Origin of the sequence: Demequina gelatinilytica, assembly GCF_000971115.1 — a bacterium.
GTDB lineage: Bacteria > Actinomycetota > Actinomycetes > Actinomycetales > Demequinaceae > Demequina > Demequina gelatinilytica.
In genome coordinates, this window is the sequence record NZ_BBLV01000003.1 from 133,485 (window position 1) to 155,925 (window position 22,441).

Annotated in this window: 23 protein-coding genes; 10 read left to right on the forward strand and 13 right to left on the reverse strand. The window is 69.0% G+C overall.

The window, feature by feature from the left end:
* Positions 1-85: 85 nt before the first annotated feature.
* The 5 genes from AOM00_RS03225 to AOM00_RS03245 form a co-directional block, all read right to left on the reverse strand.
* Complete coding sequence (locus AOM00_RS03225) at positions 86-1,300, reverse strand: hypothetical protein (protein ID WP_062516433.1); 1,215 nt, start codon at positions 1,298-1,300, stop codon at positions 86-88.
* Positions 1,297-1,836, reverse strand: coding sequence for a DUF4365 domain-containing protein (locus AOM00_RS03230; protein WP_082096489.1), 540 nt, complete (start codon positions 1,834-1,836; stop codon positions 1,297-1,299). Before AOM00_RS03230 ends, AOM00_RS03225 begins: the two co-directional genes overlap by 4 nt.
* A 239-nt stretch (positions 1,837-2,075) precedes the next feature.
* Positions 2,076-2,732: an AbiV family abortive infection protein gene (locus tag AOM00_RS03235; RefSeq protein ID WP_062516435.1), complete on the reverse strand. Its 657-nt coding sequence runs from the start codon at positions 2,730-2,732 to the stop codon at positions 2,076-2,078.
* Positions 2,733-2,792: 60 nt separating this feature from the next.
* Positions 2,793-4,202 carry an SNIPE associated domain-containing protein gene (locus tag AOM00_RS03240; protein WP_228373390.1) on the reverse strand — a complete coding sequence of 470 codons (1,410 nt, stop codon included), beginning with the start codon at positions 4,200-4,202 and terminating at the stop codon, positions 2,793-2,795.
* Between the two features lie 163 nt (positions 4,203-4,365).
* Positions 4,366-5,373 (reverse strand): LacI family DNA-binding transcriptional regulator, encoded by a 1,008-nt coding sequence (locus tag AOM00_RS03245; protein ID WP_369345416.1) that lies wholly within the window; start codon positions 5,371-5,373, stop codon positions 4,366-4,368.
* A gap of 160 nt (positions 5,374-5,533) precedes the next feature.
* Here AOM00_RS03245 and rhaI point away from each other — a divergent pair, with 160 nt between their 5' ends.
* The 4 genes from rhaI (at position 5,534) to AOM00_RS03265 (ending at position 11,660) form a co-directional block, all read left to right on the forward strand.
* The gene (rhaI, locus tag AOM00_RS03250) at positions 5,534-6,700 is read left to right on the forward strand and encodes an L-rhamnose isomerase (RefSeq protein WP_062516436.1); all 1,167 of its coding nucleotides are present in this window, start codon (positions 5,534-5,536) and stop codon (positions 6,698-6,700) included.
* Between the two features lie 100 nt (positions 6,701-6,800).
* Positions 6,801-8,846 carry a bifunctional rhamnulose-1-phosphate aldolase/short-chain dehydrogenase gene (locus AOM00_RS03255; protein WP_062516437.1) on the forward strand — a complete coding sequence of 682 codons (2,046 nt, stop codon included), beginning with the start codon at positions 6,801-6,803 and terminating at the stop codon, positions 8,844-8,846.
* Positions 8,843-10,264, forward strand: coding sequence for a rhamnulokinase (locus AOM00_RS03260; RefSeq protein ID WP_062516438.1), 1,422 nt, complete (start codon positions 8,843-8,845; stop codon positions 10,262-10,264). The genes AOM00_RS03255 and AOM00_RS03260 overlap by 4 nt, the downstream gene beginning before the upstream one ends.
* Positions 10,265-10,298: 34 nt before the next feature.
* Entirely contained in the window at positions 10,299-11,660 is a 1,362-nt protein-coding gene (locus AOM00_RS03265; protein WP_082096539.1) for an alpha-hydroxy acid oxidase, read from the forward strand.
* Positions 11,661-11,883: 223 nt separating this feature from the next.
* On the opposite strand, the gene AOM00_RS03270 is transcribed toward AOM00_RS03265, so the two are convergent.
* A complete protein-coding gene (locus AOM00_RS03270; RefSeq protein ID WP_082096542.1) occupies positions 11,884-13,125 on the reverse strand; it encodes a multidrug effflux MFS transporter in 1,242 nt (413 codons plus the stop codon).
* Positions 13,119-13,247 (reverse strand): hypothetical protein, encoded by a 129-nt coding sequence (locus tag AOM00_RS15890; protein WP_267127707.1) that lies wholly within the window; start codon positions 13,245-13,247, stop codon positions 13,119-13,121. The genes AOM00_RS03270 and AOM00_RS15890 overlap by 7 nt, the downstream gene beginning before the upstream one ends.
* Before the next feature lie 100 nt (positions 13,248-13,347).
* On the opposite strand from AOM00_RS15890, the gene AOM00_RS03275 reads away from it, so the two are divergent.
* Together AOM00_RS03275 and AOM00_RS03280 are read left to right on the forward strand one after the other, a co-directional pair.
* Positions 13,348-14,217, forward strand: a complete 870-nt coding sequence (locus tag AOM00_RS03275) for a helix-turn-helix transcriptional regulator (RefSeq protein WP_062316062.1) — start codon at positions 13,348-13,350, stop codon at positions 14,215-14,217.
* 47 nt (positions 14,218-14,264) lie between these two features.
* Complete coding sequence (locus tag AOM00_RS03280; protein ID WP_439644653.1) at positions 14,265-15,275, forward strand: zinc-dependent alcohol dehydrogenase family protein; 1,011 nt, start codon at positions 14,265-14,267, stop codon at positions 15,273-15,275.
* A 27-nt stretch (positions 15,276-15,302) separates the two neighbouring features.
* Here AOM00_RS03280 and AOM00_RS03285 read toward each other — a convergent pair whose 3' ends face one another.
* A complete protein-coding gene (locus AOM00_RS03285; protein ID WP_062316058.1) occupies positions 15,303-15,935 on the reverse strand; it encodes a TetR/AcrR family transcriptional regulator in 633 nt (210 codons plus the stop codon).
* A 102-nt stretch (positions 15,936-16,037) separates the two neighbouring features.
* On the opposite strand from AOM00_RS03285, the gene AOM00_RS03290 reads away from it, so the two are divergent.
* The 4 genes from AOM00_RS03290 to AOM00_RS03305 are packed head-to-tail and all read left to right on the forward strand — an operon-like array spanning position 16,038 to position 19,039.
* Positions 16,038-16,970: an NADP-dependent oxidoreductase gene (locus AOM00_RS03290; protein ID WP_062516439.1), complete on the forward strand. Its 933-nt coding sequence runs from the start codon at positions 16,038-16,040 to the stop codon at positions 16,968-16,970.
* Positions 16,971-16,973: 3 nt separating this feature from the next.
* Complete coding sequence (locus AOM00_RS03295; protein ID WP_062516440.1) at positions 16,974-17,993, forward strand: LLM class flavin-dependent oxidoreductase; 1,020 nt, start codon at positions 16,974-16,976, stop codon at positions 17,991-17,993.
* Complete coding sequence (locus tag AOM00_RS03300) at positions 17,990-18,631, forward strand: NAD(P)-dependent oxidoreductase (protein ID WP_062516441.1); 642 nt, start codon at positions 17,990-17,992, stop codon at positions 18,629-18,631. Before AOM00_RS03295 ends, AOM00_RS03300 begins: the two co-directional genes overlap by 4 nt.
* A gap of 42 nt (positions 18,632-18,673) precedes the next feature.
* Complete coding sequence (locus AOM00_RS03305; protein ID WP_062316050.1) at positions 18,674-19,039, forward strand: DoxX family protein; 366 nt, start codon at positions 18,674-18,676, stop codon at positions 19,037-19,039.
* A 54-nt stretch (positions 19,040-19,093) separates the two neighbouring features.
* Here AOM00_RS03305 and AOM00_RS15750 read toward each other — a convergent pair whose 3' ends face one another.
* The 5 genes from AOM00_RS15750 to AOM00_RS03325 form a co-directional block, all read right to left on the reverse strand.
* Complete coding sequence (locus AOM00_RS15750) at positions 19,094-19,417, reverse strand: alpha/beta hydrolase family protein (RefSeq protein WP_228373391.1); 324 nt, start codon at positions 19,415-19,417, stop codon at positions 19,094-19,096.
* Entirely contained in the window at positions 19,383-20,045 is a 663-nt protein-coding gene (locus tag AOM00_RS03310) for an alpha/beta hydrolase (protein WP_228373392.1), read from the reverse strand. Before AOM00_RS03310 ends, AOM00_RS15750 begins: the two co-directional genes overlap by 35 nt.
* Positions 20,046-20,139: 94 nt before the next feature.
* Positions 20,140-20,802 carry a TetR/AcrR family transcriptional regulator gene (locus AOM00_RS03315; protein ID WP_062316048.1) on the reverse strand — a complete coding sequence of 221 codons (663 nt, stop codon included), beginning with the start codon at positions 20,800-20,802 and terminating at the stop codon, positions 20,140-20,142.
* A 71-nt stretch (positions 20,803-20,873) separates the two neighbouring features.
* Positions 20,874-21,440, reverse strand: coding sequence for a DapH/DapD/GlmU-related protein (locus AOM00_RS03320; RefSeq protein ID WP_062516442.1), 567 nt, complete (start codon positions 21,438-21,440; stop codon positions 20,874-20,876).
* A 74-nt stretch (positions 21,441-21,514) separates the two neighbouring features.
* Complete coding sequence (locus AOM00_RS03325) at positions 21,515-22,402, reverse strand: aldo/keto reductase (protein WP_062516443.1); 888 nt, start codon at positions 22,400-22,402, stop codon at positions 21,515-21,517.
* Between the last annotated feature and the right edge of the window lie 39 nt (positions 22,403-22,441).

The window sequence follows — 22,441 nt, forward strand, 5'->3', positions numbered from 1 at the left end:
GAAGGGCCGAGGTCGGGCTCGGCGCAGGAGTCTGCGCCAAGATTGACTGGCTTCGGTGACCTGAGTCTGAGGCTTGCCCGAAGCGTTAGCCGTCAGTTTGTGAGCTCTCGGTGTTCAGGTCGAACTCGCCCTGGACCTGCTTCGCCCGAGACGGACGGACGGCCTCGACGACGGCGATGCTCGTTGGATTGTAGAGCCAGAAGCTGTGGCCTTCCTTTTCCAGAGTCCCGGTAACAACCAGAGGTTTGTCGGCGCGATGTGCATCGAGAGCGATCTCGTATTGCTCATCGTCTAGCCGCACTCGCGCCTTACGCGTTTCGCGACCATCCACCGCGTGAATCCTCACCACCTGCTCATCGGTATCCGGGTCGCGACTCAGAAGTGTGACGGGGCCAATGAGGGTGACTTCGCGGGGCTGGGCCGCGGATGCGAGGAAGGTTGCGGCGCGGGAGAGTTCGGATGCATCCGCTGGATCGAACTCGTGTGTCCGCGTTGCGGCTCTGCTCACACGACCCGGACTCCTATCGATTTCGATAGTCACGCCGCTGCCCGCGGCCACCTCGGTAACCGCGCGAACCAGTTCGTGCGACACCCCATCGTCCACGGCGTCTAGCAGTTCTTCGATCGCAGCACCCGCGCGCATTCGCTCGACGCTTTCGGAGAGCGTGCTGAGCGCGCGATCGAACACCGCCATTACGTCGCTGCCCGAGATTTGGACCATATCGGGCAGCATGTCTCCTGGCTTCTCGACGGCCAACCTGGCGGCTTTGTCCGATGAGAAGAACTGCGCGTGGCTCGGCACGTGAGCATTCACGATGAAACTGCCCACGTCCGTCTGGCCCATTAGGGCTCGCTTCATGAACTCGTTCGCAACGTAGTAGCTCGAGCCGCCGTGGTACCGCTTCGGCTTCACTGCGGATTTGGCGGAGGCGACTAGTTGAGCGCGTGCACTCTCGAACAACGCCTGACCGTCGTCCCAAGCGATGACGCCCGCACCATCCGGCGTCTCCTTGCGCCAGCGAGCCAGTTCAAGTGCGGCTTCGAGCACAAGGCTCGCCTCGTCAAGCGCGCGCCTCGCGGCTACGCCATGGAGTCGCATGAACTGCGCAGTTGCTCGCTCAAGCGCAGCGCTGAATCCCATGGAGTTCGCGTCTTCAGGAACAAGGATGCGCTCCCATGACCCGCCCGGCGCATCCCAGAGCGAGTATCGATCACTTGACGCCTCGACCTTGCTCCAACCCAAATCGGCGAGCGCGGCTAGCATCGCACGGACATCGGGAACCTCGGAACCGCCCATCATGGTGCGCCCCCGGCGCGGATCTTAGCCATCATTTTGCAGACAGCCACGTCATCGAAAACGTTCGCCCTAGGTGCAGTAACGATCGGCCTACTCGAGCTCGCGGCGGGCTCACCAGCTATGTTCACCCAGTACGCACAATGGCGAAGTTCGAACGCGTCGTGCGTTGCGAAAGCCCACTCTCCCTGGTCGTCCGGTAGCGCCATTACAACGACTATCCTCGGCTCATAGGGGTCGGGGTCGCGAAACTCGTCCCACCTCTTCTCGCTCATGTAGGCCGAGACGCTCGTCGACGTAATCATCTTTTCCGACGACGTGGCCTTGAGCTGGAGCTGAATTCTGCACTCCTTCTGGCCGGGACGCTTGTGCTCCAGGAGCATGTCTACACCGTCGTCGAAGGAACTCGTCCACACATTGCATCCTGCGGCTGCGGCAACAGCGGTCACAAGTCCTTCTTGGAGTTGCTCCATTAGGTTCGTGCGTCGCGTGGGCGCGCCTCGCACAATGGTGGACACGCCGCCACCCCCCTCACTAGGCATGCCCGGAGCCTAGCGTGTAGGCAATCTGGCGACCACGGACTCGGGGCCTTGAGTTCGTCGAGGGGTCGTTCCGCCCAGCTACGTGCCCGGAAGGCTCTCCCCCAGAAGCGCGCCCTAGGTTCAAAGACCTTCAGCAATCGTGGACGCCACTGCATTTTGCTTTAGTGTCCGCGAGTGCTGCGGGTGACCACGAGCGCCCCATCCCCCAACAGACGCCACACATCGCCTCGCCGCGCGGGCTATGCGTAGTCCTCATCGCGAGCATGCGCTTCCGCGCGCACGAGTAGCGCTTGCGCGGCGCCCTCGGTATCGCGGTCATGAAGCACGAGAAATGCGTAGGAGTAGATCAACGTCACGATGCTCGCTGCGACATGCCCCCGATGCGCCACCAAGTCGATGACCTCCGCGTCCTTGGGCGCGCGGACGACGCCTTCGCGGTCAAGATCCACGTACAGCCCTCGCTGCTTGGCCTCGTTCGCGCGAGCGGCAATCTTCGACGGGAGATCAGGCGGCTCCCCAATTGCCTCGATGACCTCACCATTGCCCACAGCCATCGGCCCGAGTTGGATCATCTCGTCCGGCGAATGCCAAAGGTATGGAATGGGTAGATGCATGCTGAACTCCCGGCCGCCAAGATACTTGGCACCGTGGTGCCGTGAACCCGCGGAAAGCTCCTTGACGTCACGGACGTCATCAGAGTCGTCTTCCCACGCGCGCCAGAATGCGTCGAGAACCCAGCTCGCCTTCCCCACTTCTTCGTATGCAAGGACGAGCAGGGACTGCGCGCGCGCAGGAGATTGACTCTCCAGTAGCGCAGCGTCCTCCACGAGAGCGATCGCGTTCTCCACCAGCGCCCAGAAGAACTCGCGCGCCCGCTTAGGCGTCATCGCCGTCATGTGCGACCTCCGATCCAGTGAGCGCACACCAACTCCCTAGCGCGACTGCCGCTGGTCCGACTAGGCACTCGCCCGGTACTCCTCCGCTGCCGGCTCGAGGGTGAACTCGAGGACCTCGACGTGCTGTTCCTTGAGTGCGTCGAGGACTTCCTGGGGTGTGGCGCGGAAGTACTCGCGGCGCAGGTTGATCTTGTTCAGGCGCCGGTCGGCGAAGCGCTGGTGGAGGTTGGCCTCGAGGGTGACGGCGTCGTCGGCGAAGAACAGGGCGTGGACGTCGAAGCGGAACGGTACCGATGCGTCGCCGAGCTCGTTGACACGGTCCATCGGCTCAAGGCGGCGTGTCAGGCCGATCTTGACGACATCAGGGCCGAACGCGCCGATGTTCGAGATGACGTACACGTAGCCGGCGCGGGCGTTCGCGGCACGGTAGTCGACGTCGGCGATGGCCTTGTCGGTGTCCGCCAGCTTCTCCCGCAGTCTCGCGGCTCCTTCGAGGTCGCCCTTGGCCTCGAGCGCAGCAAGGGCGTTCTCGTAGTGGGAGCGTTCCTTCTCGAGCTTCTCGCGTGCCGCCTTGAGCTCGGCCTCGACCTTGCGCTGCTCGCGCAGCTCCTCCCGATGCGCCCGCTCGGCCTCCTTCTCGGCCTGGAGTGCCTGCATGTGGCGAGCCGCGAGCTCCAGCTCCTTGAGACGGAGCCGGTGGTAGGGAGAAGTGATGGACAGGTTGATCATCGTGCCGAGCTTCTCGACCTGCTCCATCGACTTCGTCAGCCGCTTCTGCGCGGCGGCCAGGTTGCCGGCCTTGACGGTCTTGACGCAGTTCTCCGCCTCCGCGTTGTACGAGCGGAGCATGAGCTTGGACATTTCGTTTACGAACTTCTCACCCTGCTTGGCGGAGTTGTTGAACGTGAAGTTCGCCGACGCCGACGTGGCCCTCCTCGCGGCGACGAGCTGCTTGATCTGCACGCGAACCCCCGCGAGCTCGGTGGCGAGCGTCACCGACGATTCGGCGGGGTGCTCGTAGTCGTAGATGCCGAATTCCTGCATGGACGCGGCCTGACGCAGGTTGACGAGGTCTTGCTCCGCGGCGCGCCTCTGCGCATCGGCGAGTTGCTGGGCCGCTTGCGCGCCCGCGAGGTCGGCGCGCGCCTGCGAGATCTGGGCGATGACTTCCGAACGTGTGGCGTCGAGGTCTGCGATCTCCCCCAGCCCGTGCTTGTCGATCAATCCCTGCAGGCGGTCGTTCTCCTCCTGGAGGTTCTTGGCGTGCTTGCGGGCACCGAACAACGGCACCTTTCGCTGTCGATCGGACGCCATCGTCGCCGCCTGACCCACGACGGGTTCGGCGACGTACGAGTCGGAACCCTGCTTGCCGTTCGTGAAGACGTGATCGGTCCACGCGGACCCGTTCCAGAATCGCTGCTCGTGCCGTGTGGTCGGATCGGCGTACCAACCCTCCTGCATCTGCGCCATCGCTCATTCCCCTCAGTATCAGCAGTGATGGTTCGCATCGTATGGGAACCCTCGGACAGCGACACGACTCCCAGACTTGCCGTCGAACTCACCCGGGGTACACCGTGCGCGCTGCTCGAATCACCTCCACCGACCGACGGGCAGCGGATGGGCGGCGGGTTACCTATCGCGCGGTCGAGGCGCGCACCACGAGCTCCGGCGCAAAGACGACGTTGCGCACGGGCGCGCCATCGACAGCCTGCTCGAGGGCGAGCTCGACGGCTGTGGCGCCGATGAGTTCGCGGGGTTGGCGGATCGATGTGACGGGCACCACCGCGGAGGCGGCGAAGTCGATGTCGTCGTAGCCGACCAGGCCCACATCCTCGGGGATCCTCACGGGCTCCTCGGCGAAGAGCAGCGCGCGCTGGACGCCGATGGCGAGAAGGTCGTTCGCGGCGACGATGCCGTCGATGCGGCCCTGCTTGATGAGCGGCACGAGCGCCTCGCCGATGCGGCGCCCCTCGTCGAGCGTCATCTCGTCCGCGCCGAGGAGCCGCAGCGTCGCGGTCGGCTCGGCGGTCACGGCGGCGGAGGCGCCCTGGAAGCGGTCGGCGACCTGCCGGATGCGCAGCGGGCCGCCGACGAACGCGAGCTGGCGGCGCCCCGTCTCGAGCAGGTGGCGGGCCGCGAGGGCGCCGCCCGCGACGTCGTCGACGGCGACCGACGAGAACCCGGAGCCGGCCGCCTCGCGGTCGACCAGCACCACCGGGATGCCGTGCCCGCGCATCGTCTCGAGCCGTGAGAGATCGTCGCCCGCGGGCGAGATCAGGACGCCGCCGATCCGTTGCTGCTCGAACACGTCGAGGTGGCGCTCCTCGCGCTCGGTCGAGTCGCTCGAATTGGCGAGGAAGACGCTGAGACCGTCCTGGGCCGCGCGGTCCTCGGCGCCACGCGCGACATCCGTGAAGAACGGGTTGCCCGAGTCGAGGACCACGAGCGCGAGCGAGCGGCTGCGCCCCTCGCGCAGCTGGCGGGCCGCGCTGTTGGGGACGTAGCCGAGGACGCGGATCGCGTCGCGGACGCGCACCACCGTCTCCGGCTTGACCTGGTCAGGACGGTTGAGGACGTTGGAGACGGTCCCGACGGAGACGCCGGCGTGCGCCGCCACCTCCTTGACGCTGACCGCCATCATGCCTCCCGATCCCAGGTTGCGCTCAGGATACTGAAACCTTCCAGAAGCCCGTGGAGGCGGTGGCGATTTGACCACCGTGACCCGCTGGACGTAAGTTTTGAAACGATTCATTCACGGGCGCCTCACGCGCCCCCGCACGTCCCCTCAAAGGAGAGTCACGATGGCCTTCAGCAGCCACGTCGCCAGCCGACTCGAGGAGCAGGCCATCGAGCTTCCCTCGTGGGCCTTCGGCAACTCAGGCACGCGCTTCCGCGTGTTCGGCACCCCCGGCACCCCGCGCGACCCGTTCGAGAAGATCGCCGACGCCGCGCAGGTGAACAAGTTCACCGGCCTGTCCCCCTCGGTCGCGCTGCACATCCCGTGGGACAAGGTGGAGGACTACGCGGTGCTGCGCAAGCACGCGGAGGACCTGGGCGTCGCGCTCGGCACCATCAACTCGAACACGTTCCAGGACGACGTCTACAAGCTCGGCTCGCTCACGCACCGCGATGACAAGATCCGCCGCCAGGCGATCGACCACCACCTCGAGTGCATCGACATCATGGACGAGACCGGCTCGCGCGACCTCAAGATCTGGCTCGCGGACGGCACCAACTACGGCGGCCAGGACGACATGCGCGGCCGTCAGGACCGCCTCGCGGAGTCGCTGCGCGAGATCTACGCGAGGATCGGCGAGCAGCAGCGCCTGGTGCTCGAGTACAAGATCTTCGAGCCGGCGTTCTATCACATGGACGTGCCGGACTGGGGCACCTCGTACGCCCAGGTGGCGGCGCTCGGCGAGCGCGCGACCGTGTGCCTCGACACCGGCCACCACGCCCCCAGCACCAACATCGAGTTCATCGTCATGCAACTGCTGCGCCTGGGCAAGCTCGGCTCGTTCGACTTCAACTCGCGCAACTACGCGGACGACGACCTCATCGTCGGCGCCGCCGACCCGTTCCAGCTGTTCCGCATCATCGTCGAGGTGCTGCGCGGCGGCGGCTACGGCAAGGATGGCGACACGGCGTTCATGCTCGACCAGTGCCACAACATCGAGGACAAGATCCCGGGCCAGATCCGCTCGGTGCTCAACGTCCAGGAGATGACGGCGCGTGCGCTGCTGCTCGACCGCGGCGCCCTCGACGCGGCCCAGGCCTCCGGTGACGTCCTCGGGGCGCACTCGGTGTTCATGGACGCGTTCTACACCGACGTGCGCGCCGACCTCGAGGAGTTCCGCGTGGAGCGCGGCCTCCCCGCCGACCCGATGAAGGCCTTCGCCGAGTCGGGCTACCTCGCCCAGATCGCCGCGGAGCGCGTCGGCGGCGTCCAGGCCGGCTGGGGCGCCTGACCCCTCCCCCGTCGCCGGGCGGCGCGGCCCACCGTCGCGCCGCCCGGCACCCCCACATCGTCCACCTGAAGGTCCCCCCGTCCACACGAAAGGCTTCACCGTGACCGTCCCCACCACCACCGCCTCCGAGGAGCTCATCGCGCGCTCCAACCGCCTCGGCTCCGATCCCAAGAACACCAACTACGCCGGCGGCAACACGTCGTCCAAGGGCACCGACCTCGACCCCGCCACCGGCGAGCAGGTCGAGCTCGTGTGGGTCAAGGGCTCCGGCGGCGACCTCGGCACGCTGGGCACCAACGGCCTCGCCGTGCTCCGCCTCGACCGCCTCAAGGGCCTGGTCGACACCTACCCGGGCGTCGAGCGCGAGGACGAGATGGTTGCCGCGTTCGACTACTGCCTCCACGGCCGCGGCGGCGCCGCGCCGTCGATCGACACCGCGATGCACGGCCTCGTCGACGCCGCGCACGTGGACCACCTCCACCCCGACGCCGGCATCGCGATCGCGACCGCGGTCGACGGCGAGGAGCTGACGGCCGCGATCTTCGGCGACTCCGTGGTGTGGGTCCCATGGCGCCGCCCCGGCTTCCAGCTGGGCCTCGACATCGCCGCCATCAAGGAGGCCAACCCGCAGGCGATCGGCTGCATCCTGGGCGGCCACGGCATCACCGCGTGGGGCGACACCTCGGACGAGTGCGAGGCGCGCTCGCTGCAGATCATCGACACCGCCGCGCGCTACATCGCGGAGCACGGCAAGCCGCAGCCGTTCGGCCCGGCGCTCGAGGGCTACGGCGCGCTCGAGACGGAGGCCCGCAAGGCCAAGGCCGTCGCGCTCGCCCCGGTGATCCGCGGCCTCGCGTCGTACGACCGCCCGATGGTGGGCCACTTCACCGACGACGCGGTGGTGCTCGACTTCCTCGCCTCGGCGGAGCACCCGCGCCTGGCAGCGCTCGGCACGTCCTGCCCCGACCACTTCCTGCGCACCAAGGTCAAGCCGATGGTCCTCGACCTGCCCGCGGACGCCCCGGTCGAGGACGCGATCGCGCGCCTGCACGAGCTCCACGAGGACTACCGCAAGGACTACCAGGCGTACTACGACGCGCACGCGACCGCGGACTCCCCCGCGATCCGCGGCGCGGACCCGGCCATCGTCCTGGTGCCCGGCGTCGGCATGTTCTCCTTCGGCCCGAACAAGCAGACCGCACGCGTCGCCGGCGAGTTCTACATCAACGCGATCAACGTGATGCGCGGCGCCGAGTCGCTCAGCACGTACACGCCCATCTCCGACGCCGAGAAGTTCAACATCGAGTACTGGGCGCTCGAGGAGGCCAAGCTCCAGCGGATGCCCAAGCCGAAGTCTCACGCCACCCGCGTCGCGCTCGTCACCGGCGCCGCCTCGGGCATCGGCAAGGCCATCGCCACCCGCCTCGCGGCGGAGGGCGCCTGCGTGGTCATCGCGGACCTCGACCTCGAGAAGGCGCAGGCCGCGGCCGCCGAGCTCGGCTCGACGGACGTCGCCATCGGCGTGGCCGCGAACGTCGCGGACCCCGAGGCCATCGCCGCCGCCATGGGCGAGGCCGTCCTCGCGTTCGGTGGTGTCGACCTCATCGTCAACAACGCCGGCCTGTCGCTGTCCAAGCCCCTGCTCGAGACCACCGAGAAGGACTGGGACCTGCAGCACGACGTCATGGCCAAGGGCTCGTTCCTGGTCTCCCAGGCGGCGGCGCGCGTCATGATCGCGCAGCGCATGGGCGGTGACATCGTCTACATCGCGTCGAAGAACTCCGTGTTCGCCGGCCCGAACAACATCGCCTACTCCGCCACCAAGGCGGACCAGGCACACCAGGTGCGCCTGCTCGCGGTCGAGCTGGGCGAGCACGGCATCAAGGTCAACGGGATCAACCCCGATGGCGTGGTGCGCGGCTCCGGCATCTTCGCCGGCGGCTGGGGCGCGAACCGCGCCAAGACCTACGGAATCGAGGAGGAAGAGTTGGGCAAGTTCTACGCTCAGCGCACGATCCTGAAGCGCGAGGTGCTCCCCGAGCACGTCGCCAACGCCGCGGCCATCATCACCGGCCCCGACATGTCGCACACCACCGGCCTCCACATCCCCGTGGACGCAGGCGTGGCGGCAGCCTTCCTCCGATGACCGCGGCGGTCGCCGCGGTCGACCTCGGCGCGACCTCGGGTCGCGTCATGGTCGGGCAGGTCGGTCCCGACACGCTCGAGCTGCGCCAGATGGGACGGTTCCCGAACGGCCCTGTCCGCACCCCGGACGGCCTTCACTGGAACCTCCAGCAGCTCTACGCCCACGTCCTCGACGGGCTGGGCGCGGCAGCGCGCTGGGATGAGCGGATCCAGTCGATCGGCATCGACTCGTGGGCCGTCGACTACGCCCTCCTCCGCGGCGGCCGCGTCCTCGGCGAGCCGTTCCACTACCGGGACGAGCGCACCGCGCACGGCGTCGAGCTGGTCCACTCGGACGAGCCCTTCTCCCTGCTCTACGCGCGCAACGGGCTCCAGTTCCTGCCCTTCAACACCCTGTACCAGCTCGCGGTCGAGCGCGAGGCCGGCATGCTCGGCGTCGCCGACCGCCTCCTGCTGGTGCCGGACCTCATGGCCTACTACCTCACCGGCGCCACGGTGGCCGAGGCGACGAACGCCTCCACCACCGGCCTGGTCGATGTCGCCACCAGGTGCTGGGACGGCGAGCTCATGGACCGTCTGCGCCTGCCGCGCGGGCTCTTCCCGCGCATCGTGCAGCCGGGCGAGCGCATCGGCACCGTCCTGCCGTCGGTCGCGGAGACCACCGGGCTGCTCGGCGACACCCCCGTGGTGGCTGTCGGCTCGCACGACACCGCCTCCGCCGTGGTGGCGACCCCCATGACCGAGCCCGGCGGCGCGTACATCTCGTGCGGCACCTGGGGCCTGGTGGGCGTCGAGACGGAGGCCCCGGTGCTGAGCCAGGCCGCGCGCGAGGCGAACTTCACCAACGAGGGAGGCGTCGACGGACGCACCCGCTTCCTGCACAACGTCATGGGCCTGTGGATCCTCTCCGAGACCATCCGCATGTGGGAGCGCGACGGCGTCAAGGTGGACCTGCAGCGCCTGCTCGCGGAGGCCGCCGCGGTGGACGGCACCGTGGACATCTTCGACGCGAACGACGCGGTCTTCAGCCCCCCGGGCGACATGCCGGGCCGCATCTCCGCGTGGCTGGTCGCGCGCGGCTTCCGTGTCCCGCAGTCGCGGGGCGAGATGGCCCGCTGCATCATCGAGAGCCTCGCTCAGGCTTTCGCGGATGCCGTGCACGAGGCGGGCTCGCTCGCGAGCCAGGACATCCGCCGGATCCACATCACCGGCGGCGGCTCGCTCAACGAGCTGCTGTGCCAGCGGACCGCCGACCGTGCGGGCCTCCCCGTGGTGGCCGGCCCCGTCGAGGCCACCGCGCTGGGCAACGTCCTGATCCAGGGCCGCGCCCTCGGCGCGGTCACCGGCTCCCTCGAGTCGCTGCGCGACCTGGTCGCGCGCACCTTCACGCCCCGCGTCCACGAGCCCCGGGCTCGCTGACACCATCCCAGGAAGGCACACTGACCAGATGAAGATGGAGCGCCGGATCCCCCGGCCGGCGGACCTCGCGCCGCTCATGCGCTTCAAGCCTCTCGAGCTCGACGCCCGCAAGCGCCGTCTCGCGAAGGCGCACACCATCGCGGACCTGCGTGCCATCGCGAAGCGCCGCACCCCCAAGGGCGCGTTCGACTACACCGACGGCGCCGCAGAGGAGGAGCTGTCGCTGGCCCGCGCGCGCCGGGCCTTCCGCGAGATCGAGTTCCACCCCGCGATCCTGCGCGACGTGTCGACCGTCGACACGTCCGTCGAGATCTTCGGCGGCCGCTCGGCGATGCCCTTCGGCATCGCGCCCACGGGCTTCACGCGGATGATGCAGGCCGAGGGCGAGCGCGCGGGATCCTCCGCTGCGGGCGCCGCCGGCATCCCGTTCTCGCTGTCGACCCTGGGCACCACCTCCCCGGAGGGCGTGCGCGAGGCCAACCCCGATGGTCGCAACTGGTTCCAGCTGTACATGCAGAAGGACCGCGACAAGTCGATGCAGCTGATGCAGCGCGCGGCCGATGCGGGCTTCGACACGCTGCTGGTGACCGTCGACGTGCCCGCCGCGGGCGCGCGCCTTCGCGACAGCTACAACGGCTTCACCATCCCGCCGCAGCTCACCCCCACGACGGTGCTCAACGCGATCCCGCGGCCCGAGTGGTGGTGGAACTTCCTCACCACCGAGCCGCTCACGTTCGCCTCGCTCAGCGAGTGGAACGGCACCATCGGCGAGCTGCTCGACAGCCTGTTCGACCCGACGGTCGACTTCGACGACCTCGAGTGGATCCGCGACCAGTGGCCCGGCAAGGTCGCGGTCAAGGGCATCCAGACGCTCGACGACGCGAAGGCCGTGGTCGACCGCGGTGTCGACGGCATCGTGCTGTCGAACCATGGCGGCCGCCAGCTCGACCGTGCCCCGATCCCCTTCCGGCTGCTGCCCTCGGTGGCGGCGGAGCTCAAGGGCAAGACCGAGATCGTGGTCGACACGGGCATCATGGCGGGCGCCGACATCGTCGCCGCGCTCGCGTGCGGCGCCGACTTCACGCTGGTGGGCCGCGCGTACCTGTACGGCCTCATGGCCGGCGGTCGCGAGGGCGTCGACCGCACCATCGAGATCCTCTCGAAGGAGATCGTGCGGACCATGAAGCTCCTGGGCGTGTCCTCGGTGGCCGAGCTCAACCCCGACCACGTGACGCAGCTCCAGAGGATGGTGCCGATCCCCCGGCCCGCGGCCGCTGCTCCCCCGGCGGCGTCGACGCCGACCCCGGCCAAGCGCACGGCGGCGAAGCCGCGCGCCAAGGCCGCGAGCAAGCCCGCCGAGGGCCTCGTCGCGAGCCCGAACCGCACCAAGAACTGACGTGCGTTGATTGCGGGCCCCGTCCCACGGAGGGGCCCGCAATCAACGGCCCCACCCGGCGGCGCGACGATGCGCAACGCCGTCGCCCTGTTGCGACGCATGCCTCAAGCCGGATGTCCTTGCGGCGTCTCGCATCAAGCAGGCTGCCGATGGAGTCGGGACGACGTCGCGTCGGCCCACGAGGCCGCTCCGCACGTGGTGGCCCTGGGCACCTGCGACTTGGTCATGACGACCGCGCAGTGCGCCGATGCACCAGTGCGCGGTACACCACCGTTCCGCCGAGGGATGCTGCGAGCACCGTGATCGCGGTCGGTGCGGCCGTGTGAGGTCCGAGGATGCCGGCGAGGGGTGCGGCGGCCGCGCCTGCGGCGAAGCGTGTCATGCCGAGGATGGACGATGCGGTGCCCGCGAAGTGCGGGTAGTCGACGAGGGCAAGAGTGGTGGATGGCGGCGACACCACGGCTGCGCCCGCTGCAATGAGGACGAACGCCGTGATCGTCAGCGCCAGGGATGGCATCCACAACGCGGTGACGAGGAGCGTCGCGCCTCCGGCGATCATGATCGCGAGACCCACCGCGAACACGGTGCGCTCCCCCGCGCGTTCGGCGAGGCGACCCGCGGAGAACCCAGCCGCGGCGAAGGCGGCGGCATTGAGCCCGAACACCAGCGCGAAGGTGGACGGTGCGAGTCCGTAGATGCCTTGGAGGATGAAGGGCGCGCCGGCGAGGTACGCGAAGTAGGCGGCGGAGGTGAGGGAGCTCGACACGGTCGCGCCGACGTAGAGGCGGTCGCGGACAAGCACACCCAACTGCTCACGGACTCGGTGCAGGCCGCCACTGGTGCGACGGTCGGGCGGCAGGGTATCGGGGAAGGACGCCGCGATGGCGGCGGTGACGAGGACGCCGATGGCGGTGAGGATGACGAAGAACCCCCGCCACGACAGGTGCTCGGCGAGGAAGCCTCCGAGCACGGGTGCAACGATCGCCGCGAGTCCGGAGATGACGATGATGCGTGCGTAGTAGCGCGTGAGGCGGGTGCCTTCGTAGATGTCGCGCCCGACGGTCTGGGCGATGACGAGCCCGGTACCGCCGGCCAGTCCCTGGACGAACCTGGCCGCGACGAGGACGGCGATGGTCAGGCTCATGGCGCACAGAGCCGAGGCGATCGTGTAGACGACCAGCCCGACCAGCAGCGGGGTGCGTCGGCCGAAGCGGTCGGACATCGGGCCGGCGATCACCTGCCCGGCAGCGAGGCCGATCAGGCAGGCGGTCATAGTCAGCTGCGCGGACGAGGCGGTGCCGTCGAGGTCGATCGCCAGAGACGGCAGGACCGGCAGGTAGAGGTCCATCGACAGTGGGCCGAACACCGTCAGCGTGCCCAGGATCACGGCGATCCACGCCCCGGACTCGCGTCGGCGCGTCGCCTTCTGCTGCGCGCCTGTCGCACGCGTCGTGGCATTCACCATGCCCACCATGCGGGCTCGGATCCCGCGCTTTCGAGGGTCTCCCGTGCGGGCTCGAGGCGCGCCGTCGCGCCGAAGGGCCACGCACCCATCAGGACCAGCGCGGCGGCGGACAGATCGTTCATGACCCCAGGGAAGCCCGGGCTCGGTGATGGCGGGAGTCCCGCTCCTGACGTGCCCTCGCAGGGCATCCCACGCGCGCATCGCGGTCCCTATCCTGACGGGATGGACAACCACGGCGAGGTGCGCGAGTTCCTCATGTCGCGCCGCGCACGCATCGAGCCCGAGGATGTCGGGCTGCCGCGCGGCGGCGCCCGCCGCGTGCCCGGGCTGCGCCGCGGCGAGGTCGCGGCGCTCGCCGGTGTCAGCGTCGAGTACTACTCCCGCCTCGAGCGCGGCGCGATCGCCGGCGCATCCGAGGCCGTCCTCGACGGTCTCGCAAGGGCGCTCCAGCTCGAGCCCGCCGAACGAGAGCACCTCTACCGTCTCGCGCACCATGGCGGGCAGACATCCGGCCGCACCCGCGCCCGACGAACAGGCGAGCGACCCTGGACCCCGGAGCCGAGCATGCGCTGGCTGCTGGACTCCATGACCGACGCCGCCGCGCTGATCGGCAACGGACGCACCGACCTGCTCGCCTGGAACGCCCTCGGCGGGGCGCTCATGTCGGACATGATCGCCGCCGCCACCACCCAGCCGCCGAACTTCGCGCGCTACCTCTTCCTCGAACCCAGCGCACGCCGCTTCTACGCCGACTGGGACGCCGTTGCCGCGGTCAACGTCGCGCAGCTGCGCACCGAGGCCGGGCGGGATCCCCACAGCAAGCCCTTGCATGATCTGGTGGGCGAGCTGTCGACCCGAAACGACCACTTCCGGGAGCTCTGGGGACGCCACGACGTCTGGCAGCACGATGCAGGCGTCAAGCGCTTCCGCCACCACGATGTCGGCGACCTCGAGCTCGCGTTCAACGGCCTCGACCTCGTCGGACACGACGCCATCCAGATGACCGTGTTCACCGCCGCACCCGGATCCGCATCCCACGAGGCGCTGACCCTGCTCGGCGCCCTCGCCTCCACCCACGACCACGCTCGCTGACACGAGCCACCGCCCCACCTGAGGAGAATCCATTGCGCGGCGCATTCATGTACGGCCCCGGCGACGTCCGGGTCGAGGACCGCGACGACCCGATCATCGAGAAGCCCACCGACGCGATCGTGCGGCTGGCCGCATCGTGCGTCTGCGGCTCAGACCTGTGGGCCTACCGCGGCCTCGAACCGCTGTCCGCTGTGCCCACCCCCATGGGCCACGAGTACGCCGGCACCGTCATCGCCGTCGGCGACCAGGTGACGCATGTGAAGGTCGGCGACTTCGTCGTCGGCTCGTTCTTCGCCTCCGACAACACCTGCGAGATCTGCCTCTCGGGCTACCAGACCCACTGCCCCCACCGCGAGGCGGCCGCACCGGGCGGCGCGCAATCCGAGCTGCTGCGCGTCCCGCTGGCCGACGGCACCCTCGTCGCCACCCCCACCACGCCCGAACCAGACCTCCTCCCCTCGCTGCTGGCCGCATCGGACGTGCTCGGCACCGGCTGGTTCGGCGCCGTCGCGGCCCAGGCAGGACCGGGCAGGACCGTGGCCGTCGTCGGCGACGGCGCGGTCGGGCTCCTCGCCGTCCTCGCGGCACGCGAGCTCGGCGCCACCCGCATCATCGCGATGAGCCGCCACGCCGACCGCCAAGCCCTCGCACGCGAGTTCGGAGCGACCGACATCGTCGCCGAACGTGGCGACGCCGGCGTCGCCCGCATCAAGGACCTCACCGACGGTCTCGGAGCGCACTCCACCATCGAAGCGGTCGGCACCCAGGAATCCATGGACCAGGCCATCAAAGCCACCCGCGCAGGTGGACACGTCGGCTACGTCGGCGTCTCACACGACGTCACGCTCGACGGTCTCGGCCTGTTCTTCTCCGGTGTCCACCTCCACGGCGGCCCCGCCCCCGTACGCCACTACCTCCCCGACCTCATCGGTCGGATCATGCGCCGCGAGATCGAGCCCGGCAAGGTCTTCGACCTCGTCCTCCCCCTCGACGACACCGCAGAGGCATACAAGGCGATGGACGAGCGCCGCGCCATCAAGGCCATGCTCACCATGTGACCGACCGCGCGACATCCCAGGCGCGGGCTATTCGATCTGCGCCTGCAGCGCCGCGAACATGTCGCTTCCGGACGGCGCCGGAGGCAGCGGCCCCGAGGCCGGCGCGCGGAGCGACTGCAGCGCCATCTCGGCGAAGCGGCGCCATGCCCGCTCGTTCCCGTGCGTGGCGCGGACCACGCCAGCGTTGGCCATGAGGAGCATCACGAGGTCTTGGTGGACGAAGTCCGCGCGCAGCTGCCCGCTCGCCTGAGCACGCCGGACAAGCGCGGTGAAGGCCTTGAACGCCCGTGAACGCTGCTCCTCGAACTCCGGCCGTGGAGCGAGCGCGAGGATATCCGCGAAACCCGCGTCCTGAGCCTGCATGGCGAATGACGCGCGGACGTATGCACTGAACCCCGCCCAGGCATCGTCGGCTACCAGCCCTGCCTCCGCCGCATCGGCGTACGCGGCCATCTTGGACGCGAACACCTCGGCCACGAGGTCGTCCGTGCTCGCGAAGCGGCGGTAGAGCGTCGCGATGCCGACGCCGGCCCGGCGCGCGATCTCGGTCATAGGCACGTCAAGGCCGCGCTCTGCGAACGCGGTGGCCGCGGCATCGACGATGCGCGCACGGTTGCGTTCGGCGTCGGCACGCAGCGGCTCGTCGGTGACTGAGGTCATGGGACCAGCATATCCGACAAGTGGAACTTAGCCTCCGTTTGTCGTGCTAACCTCGTCGCGAAACGGAGGTCACCCTCCACTTCTATCAATCAGGAGTTCACCATGCGTGCCATCGCCTTCGCCGATTTCGGCGTAGCCCCCCGGATCCACGACCTCGCCATCCCCGTCCCCGCCGCCGGCGAGGTGCGGGTGCGCGTGCACGCGGCCTCGGTGAACGGTTTCGACGTCGCCGTCGCGTCCGGCTATCTCGACGGCATGATGGAGCACCGCTTCCCTGTGGTGCTGGGCAAGGACTTCTCCGGCGTCGTTGACGCTCTCGGCGAGGACGTCGACGGATTCGCGATCGGCGACCGCGTGTTCGGCGTCGTCACCAAGGAGTTCTTGGGCGACGGCTCCTTCGGCGAGTACGTGACGGTCCCCGCGGCAGTAGGCCTCGCCCCGCTACCCGAGCAGGTGAGCTTCACCGAGGGCGCCAGCCTGGGGCTCGCGGGGACCGCCGCGCTCGACGCCGTCGCCGCCGCCGAGGTCACGGACGGTCAGGTCGTCCTGGTCGCCGGCGCAACCGGCGGCGTGGGCAACCAGGCCGTGCAGCTCGCCGCCCGTGCGGGCGCGACCGTCGTCGCGACCGCACACACGGCCGACGAGCGCGAACTCGTCACGCGCCTCGGCGCGTCGGCCGTGGTCGACTACCGCGACGACATCGCGGCACAGGTGCTGGCCGCCTACCCCGCCGGCGTCGACGCCGTGATCCACCTTGCCGGCGACGCGACCGCGCTGCTCCCGGCGGTGCGCCACGGCGGCCGATTCTCGTCGACCCTGATCGGCTCGCCGGAGCAGCTGCCGACCGACGCCGCGACGGTAACCCCCGTGCACGCGCACCCGAGCGCCGCAACCCTCGACACGCTCGCCGAGAACGAAGCCAGCTCCCACACGGCCGTCCAGGTCGCGCGGACGTATCCGCTGGAGCAGGTCGCGCAAGCGTTCGCCGACTTCGGCGCGGGCACGCAGGGCAAGCTCGTCATCACGATCGCCTGAACCATGGAACTCGGGGTCTTCTCCCTCTCTGACATCTTCGCCGGGTCAGACGACACAGCCGAGTCCCGCACGGCGGACATCACCGCGTACGGGATCGCGGCCGAACGGGCAGGGCTCGACGTGTTCGGGTTAGGTGAGCATCACTCGCGCCACTTCGCCGTCTCCTCGCCCGCGGTCAACCTTGCCGCGATCGCGCAGGCGACGTCCCGTATCCTCCTGACCAGCACCGCGACAGTGCTGTCCACCCTGGATCCGGTACGCGTCTACCAGGACTTCTCTTCGCTCGACCTGATCAGCCACGGCCGGGCAGAGATCTACGCCGGCCGCAGCGCCTTCGTCGAACCCTTCGCGCTCTTCGGCCACGACGTCCATGACCTTGACAGCCTGTTCAGCGAGAAGCTCGACCTCCTGCTACGCCTGCGCGACGAGGACGCCGTGACGTGGGCGGGCGCGCACCGTCCGCCATTGCGCGCAGCTGCGGTGAACCCGCCGATGCGACCCGACCTGCCCATCTGGGCCGCGGTGGGCGGCACCCCCGCCAGCGCGCAACGCGCCGGCGCGCTCGGCCTGCCCATGGCGCTCGGCTTCATCGGCGGCACCCTCGACCACGCCAAGCGACTGATCTCCCTGTACCGCGCCGCAGGGCGCGCGGCAGGTCACCCCGAGGACCAGCTGCGCGTCGGCATCACCAGCCACTTCTATGTCGGCGAATCCCACGACGCCGCCATCGAGGAGTTCTTCCCCTACTACCAGCGCTACCTCTCCCCCGACACCAACGATGGTCGCGGTTGGCACGTCGACCTGGCAGGCACCCGCGCCCTGGCCGAACGTCGCGGCGCGCTCATGGTCGGCGGACCACGCGAGATCGCCACCAAGATCCTCGACCTCAAGGCCGAGCTCGGCGTGGACCGCTTCCTGGGACAGGTCGACCTCGGCGGCCTCCCCCGCGCGATGGTCAACGACTCCATCCGCCGCTTCGGCGAGATTGTCGCCCCCGCCGTACGAAAGGCTCTCGACTCATGAACGTCACCGTCTTCGGCGCCACCGGCGCCATCGGCACCCTCACCGTCGCCGCGCTCCTCGAACGTGGAGACCACGTCACCGCGTACGTGCGCAACCCCGCCAAGGTGCCCGCGAGTTGGGCGGACCGCGTCCGGGTCGTCGTGGGCGAGATGAACGATGCGGCGCGCATCGACGATGCCGTCGCCGGCAGCGACGCCGTCATCAGCGCACTCGGTCCTAGCATGGACCGCCACGCGGTCGGCCTGCCCTTGGTCGACGGCACGGCGCACACCGTCGCCGCGATGCACGGGCACGGCGTCGCACGGTTCATCGGCCACGGCACTCCGAGCATCGTCGACACCCGCGACAAGCCCACCGCCCAGTCCCGCCTCACCGGCCTCATGGGACGCATGCTCCTACCGCGCGCGTACCAGGAGCTGCTCGGCATGTCCCGCCACATCATGGACTCCGACCTGGAGTGGACCATCATTCGCTTCACCGCCCCCAAGGACGGCCCCGCGAAGGGCATCAACCGGGCCGGGTTCTACGGCACCGACCGGATCGGGTTCGCCGTCACCCGCGCCGACATCGCGGCGTTCACCGTCGCGCAGCTCACCGACACCACGTACCTGCGCGCCGCACCGGCCATCTCCAACTGATCCCGCGCCCTGGCGCACCCCACCACCACGATAGGAAGTCCCTTGTCCCTCGCCATCTGGATCGTCTCCGGCGTACTCGCCGCCATGTACCTCACCGCCGGCCTCATGAAGTCCTTCACCCCGCGTGAGCACCTCCTGACCAAGCTGCCCTGGGTCGAGGACTACAGCGCCAGCACCGTCAAGCTCATCGGCTGGTCCGAACTGCTCGGCGCGCTCGGACTCGTCCTACCCTGGGCCCTCGACATCGCCCCCGCCCTCACGCCCATCGCGGCCACCGGACTCGTCCTCATCCAGGCCCTCGCCATCCGCGCACACATCCGCCGCGGCGAGACCAACGTGATCGCCTTCAACGCCGTCCTCCTGATCGCCGCCGCATTCGTCGCCGTCACCCGCTTCATGGGGCTGTAAGGGCGGCATCACGACGGGTGTGGCCCCGGACTCATGTCCGGGGCCACGGCCGGTTTACGAGAGATGACCCGCGAGGAAGGTCTCGATCGCGTCGAACGGGATCAGATCCACGTCGTCGTACAGGTCGATATGGCGCGCGCCGGACACGACGAAGACCTCGCCGTTCTCACCGCGCTGCTCGGCGACCTTGTCGTTGAACCACCGGGAGTGCGCCCGGTTTCCGGTCACGAGCAGGACGTGGCGAGGGGTGATGTCCTCGAGGTTCCGCAGCGGGCCGAAGTTGACGGGTGCAGCCTCGCTGCACACAGTGAAGCCACCGATCGAACGCGGGTGGCGGCCACGGTCAGGCACGTAGAACTCGAGGAACTCGGCCGTCATCGGGTCGAAGTCGGCAAGGTTGTACTCGTCCGGGAACACCGGGTTGAGCGCAGACTCGCCCGCGTCGACGTCGGCCCAGCGCGCGGCGGCCAGCTGCTCCAGCTTGGCGGGACGCCGCTCCTCGGTGCCCGCGTGGAGCCAGCTGTCTCGCTGCGCTGATGTCGTATATCGCCGAGGTCACCACGGTCTTGATCCGAAGGTCGACCTGCGCCGCGCTGAGAGCGAACCCTCCCGAGCCGCAGACGCCGATCGCTCCGATCCGCTCGCGGTCGACGCAACCCAGAGTGCCCAGGAAGTCCACGCCGGCGCTGAAGTCCTCGGCGAAGAGCTCCGGCGACGTGATGTGGCGCGGAGCGCCACCGCTCTCGCCGTTGTACGAGGGGTCGCTCGCGAGCGCGACGAATCCACGCTGCGCGAGCTGGTTCGCGTAGACGCCGGGCGCCTGCTCCTTGACGCCGCCATGAGGCGCGTCGATCACGAGCGCCGGGATCGTTCCCACCTCGTCCAGGTTCTTCGCGGTGTAGAGGTTCGCAGCGATCTCGACGCCGTAGCGGGTGGTGAAGCGCACGGGCGTGCGGGAGAACGCGGGCGAGATCTCGAAGATGAGGCCGTCAGCCTGAAGTGCCATGGGGCACCCTCCTTCGTGGTGGGCGAATAGGTTCCCCACCAGTACAGCCCGTGCAGCGGAGCTCAGTCAGGCGACGGGTCTTGCCAGACCCCCTCTAAGCGGGGCGGTCCCCTGCCGTCTCGCGGCCGACGCTCGGGAAGCGCCCGGACGGAGGACCGTCCTCTGCCGCCGTCAGCACTCCTGCGAAGAACTGGCGCAAGAGATCGACGCGCGTGGTCGATCCGAGGCCGTAGAGGCGCAGCACGTTGGATCCGTCCGCGATCGAGACGTACCCCTGAGCGGCGGACTCGGCGGAGACCCCTGGTCGCAGCTGGCCCTGCGCGTCCAGTTCCTCGAACGCCTCTCGCACCACGTCGACGATCGCGGCGTACCGCTGCATCAGGTACAGGTGGGCCGGGTGATCCGGCGAGGCCGCCTCGGCCGCAAGGATGCCGAAGAACTGCGCGAAGTCACGGTGGTCCTCATCTCGCGCCGCGACCTCGAGCAGACCGTGCAGCAGATCGGCCCCCGACCGACCCTCGAGGATGTCCTGCGCCTCGCCGTCCCACCTCGCGAGCACCGCGAGCAGCAGGTCAGCGCGATCGGGGAAGTGCGCCTTGACGCCGGTCAACGTCATCCCGGTGGCGCGCGCGATCTCTGTCAGAGTGCTACCGATGTAGCCCTTCCGACAGAAGATGCCGAAGGCCGCATCGAGGATCGCCTCACGCGTCTGAGCGGTCTTCGCATACGGCCCTCGTCCGGAACGCGTTGACGTCATCCCGCGATCGTAGCGACCATCGAGGTCCCACGATGGAGCGCCCTGCCGCGCGGGCAGCCACCCTCGTATGGCTACACGGAGTCTCGAACCACACGTGCCGGCACTCCCGCCACGACCGAGCGTGTCGGCACATCCCGGGTGACGACCGCGCCTGCGGCGACCACAGCATCGTCCCCGATGGTGACCCCCGGCACGATGGTGACGTTCGAGCCGAGCCACACCCGTCGACCGATGACTACCGGGGCAGGCTCCATGTCGCCACGCCGATCGGGGTCCAGTGCGTGGTTGAGCGTCGCGATCACGGCGTTGTGCCCGATGAGGGACCCATCGCCGATGCGGACCCCTCCCTGGTCCTGGAACGTGCACCCGGCGTTGAGGAAGACGCCGTCGCCGAGCGCGATGTTCTTGCCGAAGTCGGTGTGGAACGGCGGGAAGACCGTCACCGAGTCCGCGATCCGCCGCCCGGTGATGCGCTCCATCAAGGCGCGGACCTCGGACGGTTCGTGGTAGCGCCCATTCAGCTCGGCGGTCAGGCGCTGCGCCTCCTGGCTGGCGCGATGCATCGTCTCGTGCAACGGCGATCCAGCCGGGATGGTGCGGCCGGAGTTCAGCTCGTCGAGGAGATCGTCGATGTCCATCTGGTCATTCTCCGTCCCGATGCGTCGGCTGGGCGTGTCTGCACGTACGCAGACACGCCCAGCCAGGCGACTTCTCAGGCCTCGGGGATCTCGAGGCCCCACATCAGCGGGTCGACCGCGTCCGGGTCCGGGCCCCGACGCACCCCGTTGTGGAGCGCGTCGATCTGCGCGAGTTCGCCGTCGGAGAGCACGAAGTCGAAAACGTCGAAGTTCTCCCGGATGCGCTCGACCTTCGTGGACTTCGGGATGGCGGAGCGGCCCTGGTGCAGGTGCCACCGGAGCATGACCTGCGCGGCGGACTTGCCGTGCGCCGCGCCGATCGCGAGCAGGGTCTCGTCCTCCAGCGTGCTCGTCCGGCCCTCGCCTGGTCCCTGGTAGAAGGTGATGCCGCCGATCGGTGACCATGCCTGGGTGAGGACGCTGAGCGCAGCATTCGCGGCCTGCACCTCGGGCTGCGCGAAGTAGGGGTAGAGCTCGACCTGGTTGACCGCGGGCGCCACTGTCGCCGCCTCCATGAGCGCGTCGAGATGGTGAGGCATGAAGTTGCTCACGCCGATCGCGCGAACCTTGCCGTCCGCGAGCAGGGTCTCGAGCGCGCGGTACGCCTCCCGGGTGCGCTCGAAATGCTGCGGCATCGGCTGGTGAAGGATCAGCAGGTCGAGCGTGTCGACGCCGAGCTTGCCGGCGCTCTTCTCGAACGCGTGAAGCGTCTCGTCGTATCCGTAGTCGGAGACCCAGATCTTGGTCTCGAGGAACACCTCGGAGCGAGCGACACCCGAGCGGCGAAGCCCATCGCCGACTCCGACCTCGTTGAAATAGCCTGCGGCGGTGTCGATATGCCGGTATCCGGCGTGCAGCGCCGCCTCGACGACCCGTGCCGTCTCGTCCGCGGGTGTCTGGAATACGCCCAGGCCCAGGGCGGGCATGACCACGCCGTTGTTCAGTGTCAAGGTCTCAGTCATGAGAGCACTCCTTCGTTGGTGGAGGGAAGGTGGGGGCGC